The following is a 12,732-nucleotide window of genomic DNA, read 5'->3' on the forward strand; positions in this document are numbered from 1 at the left end:
GCCGGGCCGGTGCGAAGATCGCGCCGGCCCTTCCAGCTTCGATCATCGGAGATTGGCCATGACCACGTCTTTCAGCCTTCCCCTCGTGAAAATGCAGGCGCTCCACAAAAGCTATGGAAACGGAGCCATTCAGGTGCTGAAAGGCATCGACATCGAAATGAAGCCCGGCGAACGTGTCGTCGTCATCGGGCCCAGCGGCGGCGGCAAAAGCACGCTGCTGCGCGTGATGATGGGGCTGGAGCAGATCGACAGCGGGTCAGTCAGCTTCGATGGGAGTGCATATATTTCATCCGATAGCGCAGGCCGGAAGACCCAGATCGACACCGATGTCCGCCGTTCGATCGGCATGGTGTTCCAGCACTACACGCTGTTTCCGCATCTGAACGTCATTCAGAACCTGATTCTTGCTCCCTGCAAGGTGCGCGGAGAAGCCAAGGCGAAGGCCACGGCCCGCGCGCAGGCGCTGCTCGAGCGGTTCGGGCTCGCAGCCAAATCCAATGCCTATCCGGCCCAGCTTTCCGGTGGCCAGAAACAGCGCGTCGCTATTGCCCGCGCGCTCATGCTCGACCCGAAACTGATGCTTTTCGACGAAGTCACGTCGGCTCTCGACCCGGAGCTCGTCAGCGAGGTGGAGCAGGTCATCCTGCAACTCGCCGCCCAGAACATGCCGATGATGATCGTGACCCACGACATGTGGTTCGCCAAGAACATCGCCTCGCGCGTCATCTTCTGCGCCGGCGGCGTGGTCGTCGAGGACGGCCCTCCCGAGCAGGTGCTCGCCGCCCCGCGCGAGGAGCGTACGAAGGAATTCATCGACCGCGTTTTCCATATTAAGCAGTAGGCCCATCAAGAAGTAGGGAGGCACAAGTGAACTACACGTTCGACTTCAACGCAGTCTCCATCGCTCCGCTTCTGCAGGGGCTGTGGGTTTCACTGCAATTGACGGCCGCGGCAAACGTCATCGGCATCGTTCTGGGCTTCGGACTGGCCCTGCTGATCATGAGCCCGATCAAGGTCGTGCGGCTGCCGTTCATGCTTTTCGTCGAATTCTTCCGCTGCACGCCGGCCATCGTTCAGATCGTCTGGATATTCTACTGCGTACCGATGCTGTTCGACGTCTTCCTCGATCCAATGACGATGGGCATCATGGCGCTCGGTCTCAACCTGATGGCGTTCAACGCCGAGGCCTACCGGGCATCCATCCAGGCGGTTCCGCGCGAGCAGCTCGACGCCGGCATCGCGCTCGGTCTCAATCCGCTGCAACGGGTGCTTTACATCGTGTTTCCGACGGCGTTCCGCGCCTCGATCCCGGTGCTTTTGACCAACGGCATCGTCATCTTCCAGCAGAGCGCGCTGGTCGCGATCGTGGCGATCCAGGACCTGATGTACCAGGGCAAAACGCTGGCGACGGAGACTTATCGTCCGATTGAGACCTTCACCGTCGTCGCCCTCATCTATTTCACTGTCTCCTTCCCGATAACCCAGATCGTCGGCCTGCTCGAACGCCGCCGCCAGATCCTCGTCAGCTAGGAGGCCAGAATGACACTCGACTTCTCGATCCTGCTGCGCTTCGAAAACGCACTCCTGCTTGGCCTATGGATGACGATCAAGCTCACGGTCATCTGCGTCGTGCTCGGATGCTCCCTCGGCTTCCTCGTCGGCCTTGCCCGAACGTCGCGCAACCTCGTACTTCGCGCGGTCTCGAGCCTGTACGTCGAATTCTTCCGCGGCACGCCGGTCCTCATCCAGCTCTTCTGGATATTTTTCTGCCTGCCGCTCATCCTCGGCGTCGAGCTTTCGAACTTGGTATCGGGCGTCATCGCGCTCACGCTCTACATGGGAGCGATTGCCAGCGAAACCTTCCGGGCCAGCCTCAAGTCCATCGGCCGGGAACAGCTGGACGCCTGCGTCGCTCTCGGCCTGCCGCGCAGGGCCCAGGTCCTGAACGTCGTGCTACCCCAAGCGGTGCTGCGGGCAATTCCGACGCTGCTGTCGAACTGCGTCAGCCTTTTCAAGGAGAGCGCGCTCGTCTCGGCGGTGGGGATGGCCGATCTGATGTTCGTCGGCCAGAACATCTCCAACAACACCGCCCGTCCCGTCGAGGTGCTGACGATCGTCGCCCTGATCTACTTCATCATCGCCTTCCCACTCACGCGGGCCGTCTCCCTCATCGAGGGACGCATTCTCAAGAAGCTCGCAATCTAACAATGTCGTTCCCAGACAGGAGAATCCCATGAAACTTTCCGGCGTCATGCCCGCGCTCATCACTCCCTTCGACGCGTACAACAAGATCGACTTCAAGGCATTCGAAAAGCTCCTGGCACATCTGCGTGAGGCAGGCGTCACCGGTTGGGTTCCAAACGGGTCGACCGGCGAGTATTTCAGCCAATCCAAGGAAGAGCGCCGTGACGTGCTGCAGTTCGTCAAGGAATTTGCCAAACCGGGCGAAATTCTGATCGCCGGCACCAACGCGCCCGCCACCCGCGAGGTGATCGAGCAGACGGCGATGGCCAAGGATATCGGCTATGACACGGTGCTGCTGGCGCCGCCATTTTATACCCGTCCGACCCAGGCAGAGCTCATCAAGCACTACGAAGCCGTGCTCCGTGCCGTCGATGTGAGCCTCGTCCTTTATTCCTATCCGGCCAAGGATGGCTCGGACATCAGTTTCGAGCTGATGGATCATTTTGCCGATAATGCGCATGTGATCGGGATCAAGGAAAGCTCTGGGGTATTGCAGCGCGCGATCGACATCGCCAGTCGCTATGAGGGCAAGATCCAGCTCGTCAGCGGCTCCGACGATATCGCGCTCGATTTCATGTTCTGGGGCGCGGAAAGCTGGATCTGCGGTCCGTCCAACTGCATGGCCAAGGCCTGCTGCGATCTCGACCGCACGTTCAGATCCGGCGATCTGGACAAGGCGCGCCAGCAGATGAAAACGCTCTACCGGGCGATGAATATTCTCGAGAGCGGCAAGTTCGTGCAGAAGATCAAGTACGGCTGCGAGCTTCAGGGCTTGCCCGTGGGTGCGTGCCGCGCACCACTCGGCGAACTGACGGTGGAGGAAAAGGCCGAGTTCAAGGCGGCGATGCAACCGATCCTCAACTGGTAATAAGAACAGGTCGGGGTGGCCGAGCCGCCCCGAGGATCTCTGAATTTGCGAGGTTCACCGTGTCATCCATTGTGGTCGTCGGCGCCGGCATTATCGGCGCCACCATCGCCTATGAACTGCAGCGCCGGGGAAACAACGTCACCTTGCTCGACAAGGCGGCGCCGGGTCGAGGCGCCTCCTATGGCAATATGGCGAGCATCGCCGTCACCGAATTCATGCCGGCCTCGCGCCCCGGCATCTGGGCGCAGATGCCCAAATGGCTGCTCGATCCGGAAGGTCCTGTGCGCATCCGGCCCGGCTATCTGCCGAAACTGGTGCCCTGGTTCCTCATGTTCCTCGCTGCGAGCCGTCCCTCGAAGCTGAGGGAATTGGAGGCGGCCGGCGCCGTGCTCTGCCGGCGCGTCCACGAAGATCTGGACGTGTTGCTGAAGGAGACGGGCCTCACGCACATGCTGACGGCCGAGGGGTGCCTCAGCCTCTATGCCGACGAGGCCGAGTTCCAGACGGACCGGGAACATATCGATATCCTGGAGCGCTTCGGCTTCCGGCACGAAATCCTTGGCGGCAATGCCATCCGCGATCTCGAGCCGGCTTTGACGACCACGATCGGCAAGGCGGTCCTTTTTCCCGACAACCGGTCGATCACCGATCCGTACAAGCTCGTCACCGCGCTGACTGAAAAATTCCAGGCGCTCGGCGGCAGGATCGTTCAGGGTGATGTCGTCGATTTCGAGCAAAACGAGGCCGGCGTTTCCGCGGTCCGCCTGGCAGATGGGCAGATCTTTGCCGCGAACGCGGTGGTGCTTGCGGCCGGCGCCTTCACTGCCCGGCTTTCCGCGCTGCTGCGGGAACATATCCCGCTCGAAACCGAACGCGGCTATCACACGCAGATCATGGAGCCTGGTATTTCGATGCGCCATTCGATCATCTGGCCGGCGCGCGCTTTCATGGTTACGCCGACGGCAGGCGGCATCCGCGTCGGCGGTACGGTCGAAATGGCCGGCCTCGATGCTCCGCCGGATTATCGGCGTGCAAAGATCCTGGTGAAGCGAGCCCAAGAGGCGCTGCCTGAGCTGAAGGCGGTGGAGACGACGGAATGGATGGGGCATCGCCCGGCGCTGCCCGACACCGTGCCGGTCATGGGGCCGTCCGCCAAGCGCCGCAACGTCTGGTACGCCACCGGCCATGGACATCTCGGTCTCACCTATGCAGCCACGACCGGCCGCCTGATGGCCGATCTTGTTACGGGCGCGCAGCCGCCCGTGGACATGAGACCCTACCGTATCGACCGCTTCTAGGGCGGTTGACACCTACGAAAGCAAGGGAGTGAACATGCGAAGCGAACTCTATATCGACGGACAGTGGGTGAAGCCGATCAAGGGTGGTACCTGCACGGTGACCAACCCTGCAACGGAAGAGGTGATCCAGACGATCGGCGCCGCAACGGCCGAGGACGTCGATCTTGCCGTCAAGGCAGCTCGCCGAGCCTTCGACAAGGACGGCTGGCCGAAGCTGACGGGTGCCCAGCGCGCGCGGTATCTCCGCGCGATCGCCGATGGCATCCGTGCCCATCAGGCCGAGATCGCACACCTCGAAGTTCTCGATAATGGCAAGCCGTTCCCCGAGGCCGATTGGGACGTTGCCGACGCGGCGGGCTGCTTCGATTTCTATGCGGGGCTCGCCGAACAGCTCGACAACAATCCCGAGGAGGCGATCGCGCTTCCCGATCAGCGCTTTACCTCCAAGGCGGTCCGCGAGCCGCTGGGCGTCGCCGGCGCGATCATTCCCTGGAACTATCCGCTGCTGATGGCGGCGTGGAAGGTTGCGCCGGCACTGGCCGCCGGCTGCACCATGGTGCTGAAGCCTGCCGAATTGACGTCGCTGACGGCGCTCGAACTGGCGGCGGTCGCCGACGAAGCCGGGTTGCCGCCGGGCGTGCTCAACATCGTTACGGGAGCGGGGTCGGTCGCCGGACAGGCGATCATCGATCATAAGGAGGTGGACAAGCTGGCCTTTACCGGCTCCGGGCCGGTCGGCTCGAAAATCATGGCGGCAGCCGCTCGCGACATCAAGCGCGTCAGCCTCGAACTCGGCGGAAAGTCGCCCTTCGTCGTCTTCGAGGACGCCGATATCGACAAGGCCGCCGAGTGGATCATGTTCGGCATCTTCTGGAACCAGGGCCAGGTCTGCTCCGCGACGTCTAGAGTCCTGGTGCAGGACACCGTCTACGAGCGGTTGCTTGCGCGTCTCATCGAGGAAACGACCAAGATCAAGATCGGCAACGGCCTGGACGCGGGCGTTCTGCTGGGGCCGCTGGTTTCCGAGCGCCAGCACGAGCAGGTCGTTGCGGCGATCGAAGCGGCCCGGCAGGCAGGCGCGACGGTTGCCTGTGGTGGAGCCCGTCCCGAAGGGTTCGACAGGGGCTACTATCTCCAGCCGACCGTTCTGACGGACGTTCCGCTCGACAGCGCCGCCTGGGTGGAGGAAATCTTCGGGCCCGTCGTCTGCATAAGGCCGTTCAAGACCGAGGAGGAGGCGATCGAGCTCGCCAATGATACCCGCTTCGGCCTTGCAGCCGCGGTGATGTCGAAGGACGACATTCGGGCTGAGCGCGTCGCGGCCGCCTTCCGCGCCGGCATCGTCTGGATCAACTGCTCGCAGCCGACCTTCACCGAGGCGCCCTGGGGCGGCTACAAGGAATCCGGCATCGGCCGCGAACTCGGCCGCTGGGGTCTCGACAACTATCTCGAGACCAAGCAGATCACCCGCTTCGCCAGCGAAGATCCCTGGGGCTGGTACATCAAGCCGGAGGCGGCCGAATGAACTGGGACCGCAGCCTCGACTTGCTGCAGGTCCACTGCCAGGGTGAGATCGGCAAGGTCATCGTCTCAGGCGCGCCCGAGATACCGGGTGCGACGATGCTCGATAAAATGAACCATATCAACACGGTCAACGACAGCCTGCGCCGCTTCGTCACCTTCGAGCCGCGCGCCAATGTCGCCATGTCGGTGAACCTGCTGGTCGCGCCGACGCGCGCCGATGCCGACGCCGGCTTCATCGTGCTGCAGGCCGACCGCGCTCATCCGATGTCCGGCAGCAACTGCATCTGCGTGGTCACCGCCCTTCTCGAGAGCGGGCGGCTGCCGATGTCGGAGCCGGAGACGATCGTCCGCCTCGATACGCCGGCCGGTCTCATCGTCGCGCGTGCCATCTGCCGTGACAACAGATGCCTGTCCGTCAGTCTCGACAACGTGCCCAGCTTCGCGGAAGCGCTGGACCGGGAAGTGGAGACGCCGAAATGGGGGCGCATCAAGATCGATGTCGCTTTCGGCGGCGTCTATTATGCGCTGGTCGACGTCGACCAGCTCGGCCTCGATATTGCGCCTGTCAATGCCCGACTGCTGGCGGAAGCCGGTATCGAGCTCAAGGCGCTTCTGGCTGGCCAGGTCTCGGTCGCTCATCCCGTCCTGAGCGGCGTCGACGAGATCGCTTACGTGATGTTCCGCGGCCGTGAAGCCGATGGCGCGGTGAGGACCTGCACGACGCTGCAGCCGGGCCGCGTCGACCGCTCGCCCTGTGGAACCGGCAGTTCGGCGAACCTGGCAACGCTCTATGCCCGCGGCGAGGTCTCCGTTGGAGATGCGAGGACGTCGCGGTCGATCATCGGCGGCGAGTTCCTGGCAGAGGCGATCGGCGAAACCGAGGTGGGCGGCCGCCGCGCCGTGCTGCCGAGAATAACCGGCCAAGCATATATCTATGGCCGGGAACAGCTGCGTATCTCCGACGACGATCCCTTCGCCGCAGGATTTGCCCTGTCCGACACCTGGGGCCCCCGGGTCGACCTGCTCGGTTAGGAGTCACGATGTCCCACGTTCAATCCCTGGCCGGCCAGACGGTCCTCGTCACCGGAGCATCGGGCGGGATCGGCGCCGCCATCGTCGAGCGCCTGTCTGCCGAAGGCGCGCGCCCCGTCATCCATTACGGGCGTGACAAAGAGAGGGCGCAAGCCCTGCTCCGCAAGCTCGGTGGCAACGGCCTGATCGTCCAGGCCGACCTCTCCAGCCTGGACGGCGCCTTCGCGCTATGGCGCGACGCGCTCGCGGCGGCGGGGCGCATTCATGCCGTCGTCAACAATGCCGGCATCCGCAACGAGATTTCGATCGACGCCGATCCGTCCGATTGGCGGGCCGCCTGGCAGAAAGAATTTCAGGTGAATTTCTTCGCAGCGGCGGACCTCTGCAAGGAGGCCATCATGTATTTCAAACAACAGGGCGGCGGGCGGATCGTCAATATGGCCAGCCGCGCCGGACAGCGCGGTTACGCCGCCGACGCCATGCCCTACGGCGCGACCAAGGCCGCGCTCATCAATCTCACAAAATCGATCGCGCGCAGCTTCGGGCGCGATGGGGTCGTCGCCGTCTCCATTGCGCCGGGCTGGGTGCGCACCGACATGGCCGAAGAGTTCGTGGTGAAACACGGAAAGGACGCTGTTGTCGGCGACATCCCGATCGGCGAGATGGCAGAGACAGCCGAGATCGCCGAGCTGGTGGCGTTCCTGCTCCGCCCTTCGCAGGCGTCGGTCAATGGAGCGACCTTCGATGTCAACGGCGGCAGCTATATCAGGTAGGAGAGTGACATGAAGAGATTTTCGGGCAAGGTCGCGGTCGTGACAGGCGGCGGAGGCGGCATCGGGTCGGCCATCTCAAGGAGGCTCGCCGATGAAGGCGCTCTGGTGGTGGTGACGGATGCCAACGCCCAGGCCGCAGGCGAAGTCGCCGCGCTCATCGAGGCGGCAGGCGGATCGGCGACCGCCATTGCGGCCGACATCTCCCGCAAGCCGGAATGCGTCGAGTTGGTCGAGAAAGCCTTTGCCATCAAGGGGCGGCTCGACGTGCTGGTCAACAATGCCGGTATCAACCGGCGCGGCAACCTGCTCTCTCTGTCGGATGAAGATTGGCAGACGAGTTTCGCGGTCAATCTGGATTCGATGTTCCATCTCTGCCGCGCGGCCCTGCCGCATATGATCGCGGGCGGTGGCGGTGCGATCGTCAACACGGGCTCGCAATGGGGGCTCCATCCCGCGCCGAACCACATTGCCTATAACACGACGAAGGCGGCGGTCGCCGCCTTCACCCAGAATCTCGCCAGGGACTACGCGCCCGACAAAGTGCGGGTCAATGCCGTCTGTCCTGGCGAAATCCACACGCCGATGCTGGAGGCCGGCGTCACCCGCTCGGGCCGGACGATCGCCGATCTTGACAAGCTCGTTCCCTACGGTCGCATCGGCAGGCCGGAGGAGGTCGCGGCCCTCGTCGCATTCCTCGCCTCCGACGAGGCGGCATTCATGTGCGGCTCGCTCGTGGAAATTACCGGCGCACAAGCCGTGGCGTGAAAGTGCCGATCGGCTTTGCATCCGGATCGTTCCTCGAACATCTCCCCGAAAAAAGCCCCGCTGTGCGGCAGTTCATGATCGACGGGGACCCGTCAGGCGCCCGCAATCTTCACGATGGCTTCGAATACCGCGCGCGGCATTTTCAGCCCTTCCGACCCTGGCCTGGGATGTTCGATGCCGCTGACGCCAGGCACGAACACGCCGTGCTCTTGGAGGCGGGCTGCCTGGCGACGTGCACGTTCGACAAGGCCATCATCAGGGCGCCCGGGCATCATCGCCACGACCGTCAAGCCCACTGCGGGGCTGGCGCTCCCCTCTCTGAAAGACGGCGTGTCCAATGACCAGGGGCCGCCGGACAGGCCGGCCGACAGCATTTCCACCATCAGCGCCACATTGGCGCCCTTGCGCCCGCCGAAGGGAAGCAGGGCTCCGCCGAGCGCTTTTGCGGCATCGGAGGTGTTCTTTCCCGCTTTGTCGACGGCCCATCCTTCCGGGATGCTGCGCCCCTCGGCTGCTGCTGCGACGATATTGACATAGGCGGTGGCGCTGGAGGCCTGATCGATGATGAGAGGCAGCGACCCTTCTCCAAGCGGAAAGCCGAAGGCCAGCGGGTTCGTGCTGTAGACAGCCGGGCCGCCTGCTTTGGCGACCACCATGGCATTGGCGTTGGTTGCGGCGATGCCGACAATCCCTTCGCCGGCGAGCCTGCGAACATAATAGCCGAGTTCTCCTGCCGTATAGCTGTTCGTCTGTGTGAAGACGGCGAGCCCGAAATTGCGCACCGCGGCCGTGAGATCGTCGAACGCAAGATCGAAACCGAGTTGGGCGATGCCCTGATCGGCATTGGCGACGAAGAAGGCGGGATAGGGACGCTCGCAGGTCGGCGCAGGATCGCAGTTGATGCGGCCCTCGCGGAAGCTGTCGAGGTAATCCACCATGTGCGGAAATCCGAGTGTCGAAGGCCCATAAAGCGCGGCGGACAAGGTGGCGCCCACAAGGGAGCGGGCGGTGGCTTCCCGAGCGCCGGCTGCCAGGCAGGCTCGCATCGCTAAAGCCTCGGCTTCCGCCTGATAGACTACGACCTCATCCGGCATCTCAAATCTCCGCTCTTTCAGGGCATCCGGTCCGATCGGTGCCGTGGCCCGACCGTCCTAGCAAAAGCAGGGGACCGCCAACAGCAAAATGTACAATAGTGTCTGCAAGACTAAAGCATGTCGCGCAAAAGTGTGCAGCGGTTTTGCGTCAACGACATGCGCAAAAACAAAGAGCTAAAGCGCAAGGAGCGAATATGAAAGATCGCGACGCGCTTTGATGCGTGAATTCGCCATTGGATTGAGACGCCGCCGGACTCGCTCGCCGTCCCGGCGGGGCAACATCCCTTCGCCTGGCGCCTTTCCATTGACGGGGCACCGATCCAAGGGTGTGGCCCGCTGGTCAAGCAGGCCGGTGCTACGAATTGCAGTGGCTGCCGGGATCTTGCGGGCATTGCCGATCTCAGGATGCCGCGACGACATATGCGAACGCAGCGTGGTCAGCAGAACGAGGGCGCGCCGCGGCGGCGGTCGTCCGTTACTCTTCTGACCCATGCCTCGTCACTTACGGTCTACTTGTAGGTGATCGTATCGCTGGTCCGCGGTCGATTGAAGAAATGCTGATCGAAGCTGTAGCCGTTCATTCCGGTAAAGCTTGAAAAGAACGCCGAGACGGGTGTCGTCAATTTGTATTGCACCCGCGTCAGTACGACCTGAACGCCTTGATCCTGGATTTGCGACGGGATTTCGATCGCGCTCGCGGTACCGGATTTGAGCGCGGTGGTGTTGAATGCGGCAGACCAGTTGACCGTCGCGCTGCCAGTCTTGCTGATATCGTTGACGGTGACCGTTATCGTGAGACCCGTCGTGTCATAGGGTTGGAGGATGAAGCTGGCGCCGGAAAGAAGCTTGGCGACGTCAGACGTCGTCCAGGTGTTCTGCTGCGAGATCATGTCGCCCGTTGTGGAGGCGATTTCGTCTATCTTGCGGCTGACCGTGAGCGCATGGCCGAGGTCGACAGTGCCGAACAGCAGCATCACCAGGAGCGGCAGCACGAGCGCGAATTCGACCCCCGAGGCGGCTCTGCGGTCGCGCGTAAGATGGAGGATGCGGGATAGGACGCATCGGAAAAAGGAGAGATTCCGCTTTATCATCATCTCAGAAAGGCTCGTTACGAAACAGCACGGAAGATCCGATGAGATAGCGGCCGTCGGAAAGCTTAGCGCTCGAAAGACTGAGGAAATTGACGACGGCCGTCCAGGGCAGGAAGGTCTGGACCAGGATATAGTCGCTGCCCTGACCGATATTGTAAGTCTCGGTGACGGCGAGCTTGCCGCTGGTGTCGATTGGATTGCCGCTGGTCGCGGACGACAGATCGGAAAGCACGCTCACCTTGACCAGGAGATCGCTGGAGCAGTTGAACGAGAGCAGCATGTCATTACAAATTCTGGCTTTGAAATCGGCCAATGTGATCTTCGAAGACGCTACCTCGCCGGTGCGGATCATCCGCGAGATCTTGTGCACCGAAGCGTCAAGCGTGGCGTTGACGAAGAACATCAGCGACACTTCGATAATGCCAAATATGATGATGAAGAGCGGCAGGGCCAGGATCGCAAATTCAATTGCAGCGACGCCATCGCGATCACCCAAGATGCGGCGAAGCAAGACAAACAATCCCCTTCGCCTCATTGGGTCAGCCGAACGGAAGAGAGATATTGTGTGAAGAGCGCCGACAGACCTGCCGTGATCTCGGCTGATGACGCTGCTGAAATGAACAGGCTCTTGGAGGATGCGCAGTCCGAGAGCGCATAGGGAATGTAGTCGCGTCTCGTGATGCTTGTAGACACGCCGCTCTGCATGGTGCCGCCCCAGGTATTCTTCCAGTTGGCGCTTGCCATGGTCGAGCCGACGGTCGCGTTGTAACCCCAATCCGAGGTGAGCGGCAGGTATTCAGTGTAAAGCACGGCCATCGTGTCGGATTGATTTTTCAGATAACCGCACCAGTCCGGATTGAGCGGCGCGACTTTATTCCAGTATGCTCCGGATACAGCCTTGTTGTTCTTCCATACGACGCTGTCGGTAACCCATTCGCGCTGCGACTGGACGCCATCCGTCAACAGCAGAACGAGCTTGAGCGGCGTGCCTGAGGTAGTTCCGTCCCCTCCGGTGCCGACCTTCTGCTTCAGCGTCGCCAGCGACACGTCGAAATAGGTGGCCGCCTTCGAGGTCGCGCTGGTGAGGCCGTAGCTCGAATCCGCGAGGCGGCTGCGCGCGGTGTCCGTGCTCAGCGTTGGGGCCAGAACCTCCGTCAGCGTATCGCCCAGGCTATATAATCCGACCTTGATTCGTTGATGATTGCTGTCGGACGTGTCGACCAAAGCAAGCACGTCCTTGACGGCGTCACCGGCGACATCGGCGCGCAGCTTTATGTTCTTGGCCGTGCTGTATTCATAGTTGTTGGCGTATGTCTTGTTGCCGATAGTGTGGGAATCGCCCGTGTGGCAGGCGAACTGGCAGCCGATCCCGGAATACATGGTCGCCTGACCTGCAGTCGTTGCCGCCAGAAGCATCGAAGGCGACGTGTCGATGACGATATAGACGTTGAGGTAGGAGGTGGCCGGCCCCTTGACGGCGCTGCCGACGCTGATGGGAACGGTGTTGATGTTGGCAATCTTCATCAACGTCGTCGGAACGGTGCCGCTTGCCGTCGCGGTTATCTTATGGTTGCTGGTATCGATATTGATGTCACCAAGCGTATAGCTGCTTTCCACCTGCGCGCCGAACCAGTCGGACACTTTCTGTTTGAGGGCGGTGCTGTCGTCGGTGTCGATCTCTTTGACAGCGGCAATCAGGGCAGTGTCAAGATCGCTCTGCATCCTCTGTCGGATATTGTAGGTGCGAATGTAGTCGAAGCTCGCGCCGACCGCGATGATCATCGGGACCAGGGTGAGGGCGACGACGATCGCGACGTTGCCGCCTCTATCTCTTCCGAGACTGCGAAGGGTTCCGAAGACCCGGGCAAGTGAATGTGAAAGAGTCGACCGCAAAGAAACACCGCATATGGATTATGAAAATAGTCCCGTGCGAGATGTCGCTAAAGCGCTTAAGCCTCTGTTAATTCCTGCAGTTCCTGTAGAAAAACGGGTAGCCGACGCACGGTTTCCTGCGCATATTGTACATGCCTGCGAAATTTGGAT

The 12,732-nt window shown here is 61.9% G+C and carries 13 protein-coding genes; 9 read left to right on the plus strand and 4 right to left on the minus strand.

Annotated elements, in window-relative coordinates:
* Window positions 1–58: 58 nt before the first annotated feature.
* The 9 genes from HJB83_RS28640 to HJB83_RS28680 are packed head-to-tail and all read left to right on the plus strand — an operon-like array spanning window position 59 to window position 8,504.
* Window positions 59–841 (plus strand): amino acid ABC transporter ATP-binding protein, encoded by a 783-nt coding sequence (locus HJB83_RS28640; protein ID WP_207584552.1) that lies wholly within the window; start codon window positions 59–61, stop codon window positions 839–841.
* Between the two features lie 26 nt (window positions 842–867).
* Entirely contained in the window at window positions 868–1,530 is a 663-nt protein-coding gene (locus HJB83_RS28645; protein WP_207584553.1) for an amino acid ABC transporter permease, read from the plus strand.
* A gap of 9 nt (window positions 1,531–1,539) precedes the next feature.
* Window positions 1,540–2,205, plus strand: coding sequence for an amino acid ABC transporter permease (locus HJB83_RS28650; protein WP_207584554.1), 666 nt, complete (start codon window positions 1,540–1,542; stop codon window positions 2,203–2,205).
* A gap of 28 nt (window positions 2,206–2,233) precedes the next feature.
* Window positions 2,234–3,112, plus strand: a complete 879-nt coding sequence (locus tag HJB83_RS28655) for a dihydrodipicolinate synthase family protein (protein WP_207584555.1) — start codon at window positions 2,234–2,236, stop codon at window positions 3,110–3,112.
* Window positions 3,113–3,171: 59 nt separating this feature from the next.
* Window positions 3,172–4,410, plus strand: a complete 1,239-nt coding sequence (locus HJB83_RS28660) for an FAD-binding oxidoreductase (protein ID WP_221117207.1) — start codon at window positions 3,172–3,174, stop codon at window positions 4,408–4,410.
* A 34-nt stretch (window positions 4,411–4,444) separates the two neighbouring features.
* On the plus strand, window positions 4,445–5,935 hold the full coding sequence (locus HJB83_RS28665; protein WP_207584557.1) for an aldehyde dehydrogenase family protein: 1,491 nt from the start codon (window positions 4,445–4,447) through the stop codon (window positions 5,933–5,935).
* Window positions 5,932–6,966: a proline racemase family protein gene (locus HJB83_RS28670; RefSeq protein WP_221117208.1), complete on the plus strand. Its 1,035-nt coding sequence runs from the start codon at window positions 5,932–5,934 to the stop codon at window positions 6,964–6,966. The genes HJB83_RS28665 and HJB83_RS28670 overlap by 4 nt, the downstream gene beginning before the upstream one ends.
* Window positions 6,967–6,974: 8 nt before the next feature.
* On the plus strand, window positions 6,975–7,739 hold the full coding sequence (locus HJB83_RS28675) for an SDR family NAD(P)-dependent oxidoreductase (RefSeq protein ID WP_221133067.1): 765 nt from the start codon (window positions 6,975–6,977) through the stop codon (window positions 7,737–7,739).
* 9 nt (window positions 7,740–7,748) lie between these two features.
* On the plus strand, window positions 7,749–8,504 hold the full coding sequence (locus HJB83_RS28680; protein WP_221117210.1) for an SDR family NAD(P)-dependent oxidoreductase: 756 nt from the start codon (window positions 7,749–7,751) through the stop codon (window positions 8,502–8,504).
* Between the two features lie 92 nt (window positions 8,505–8,596).
* Here HJB83_RS28680 and HJB83_RS28685 read toward each other — a convergent pair whose 3' ends face one another.
* From HJB83_RS28685 to HJB83_RS28700, 4 genes are all read right to left on the minus strand, one after another.
* The gene (locus HJB83_RS28685; RefSeq protein ID WP_221133068.1) at window positions 8,597–9,598 is read right to left on the minus strand and encodes an Ldh family oxidoreductase; all 1,002 of its coding nucleotides are present in this window, start codon (window positions 9,596–9,598) and stop codon (window positions 8,597–8,599) included.
* A 509-nt stretch (window positions 9,599–10,107) separates the two neighbouring features.
* Window positions 10,108–10,692 carry a TadE/TadG family type IV pilus assembly protein gene (locus HJB83_RS28690; protein ID WP_207584562.1) on the minus strand — a complete coding sequence of 195 codons (585 nt, stop codon included), beginning with the start codon at window positions 10,690–10,692 and terminating at the stop codon, window positions 10,108–10,110.
* 1 nt (window position 10,693) lies between these two features.
* Window positions 10,694–11,224 (minus strand): TadE/TadG family type IV pilus assembly protein, encoded by a 531-nt coding sequence (locus tag HJB83_RS28695; RefSeq protein ID WP_207584563.1) that lies wholly within the window; start codon window positions 11,222–11,224, stop codon window positions 10,694–10,696.
* Window positions 11,221–12,582: a TadE/TadG family type IV pilus assembly protein gene (locus HJB83_RS28700; RefSeq protein ID WP_207584564.1), complete on the minus strand. Its 1,362-nt coding sequence runs from the start codon at window positions 12,580–12,582 to the stop codon at window positions 11,221–11,223. The genes HJB83_RS28695 and HJB83_RS28700 overlap by 4 nt, the downstream gene beginning before the upstream one ends.
* Between the last annotated feature and the right edge of the window lie 150 nt (window positions 12,583–12,732).

Origin of the sequence: Rhizobium sp. NZLR11 (genome assembly GCF_019685115.1) — a bacterium.
GTDB lineage: Bacteria > Pseudomonadota > Alphaproteobacteria > Rhizobiales > Rhizobiaceae > Rhizobium.

What these genes read in the sequence shown, in the direction of transcription:
- HJB83_RS28640 (WP_207584552.1), top strand. Translation starts at nt 59, where the DNA reads ATGACCACGTCTTTCAGCCTTCCCCTCGTGAAAATGCAGGCGCTCCAC.
- HJB83_RS28650 (WP_207584554.1), top strand. Translation starts at nt 1,540, where the DNA reads ATGACACTCGACTTCTCGATCCTGCTGCGCTTCGAAAACGCACTCCTG.
- HJB83_RS28655 (WP_207584555.1), top strand. Translation starts at nt 2,234, where the DNA reads ATGAAACTTTCCGGCGTCATGCCCGCGCTCATCACTCCCTTCGACGCG.
- HJB83_RS28665 (WP_207584557.1), top strand. Translation starts at nt 4,445, where the DNA reads ATGCGAAGCGAACTCTATATCGACGGACAGTGGGTGAAGCCGATCAAG.
- HJB83_RS28670 (WP_221117208.1), top strand. Translation starts at nt 5,932, where the DNA reads ATGAACTGGGACCGCAGCCTCGACTTGCTGCAGGTCCACTGCCAGGGT.
- HJB83_RS28675 (WP_221133067.1), top strand. Translation starts at nt 6,975, where the DNA reads ATGTCCCACGTTCAATCCCTGGCCGGCCAGACGGTCCTCGTCACCGGA.
- HJB83_RS28680 (WP_221117210.1), top strand. Translation starts at nt 7,749, where the DNA reads ATGAAGAGATTTTCGGGCAAGGTCGCGGTCGTGACAGGCGGCGGAGGC.
- HJB83_RS28685 (WP_221133068.1), bottom strand. Translation starts at nt 9,598, where the DNA reads ATGCCGGATGAGGTCGTAGTCTATCAGGCGGAAGCCGAGGCTTTAGCG.
- HJB83_RS28690 (WP_207584562.1), bottom strand. Translation starts at nt 10,692, where the DNA reads ATGATGATAAAGCGGAATCTCTCCTTTTTCCGATGCGTCCTATCCCGC.
- HJB83_RS28695 (WP_207584563.1), bottom strand. Translation starts at nt 11,224, where the DNA reads ATGAGGCGAAGGGGATTGTTTGTCTTGCTTCGCCGCATCTTGGGTGAT.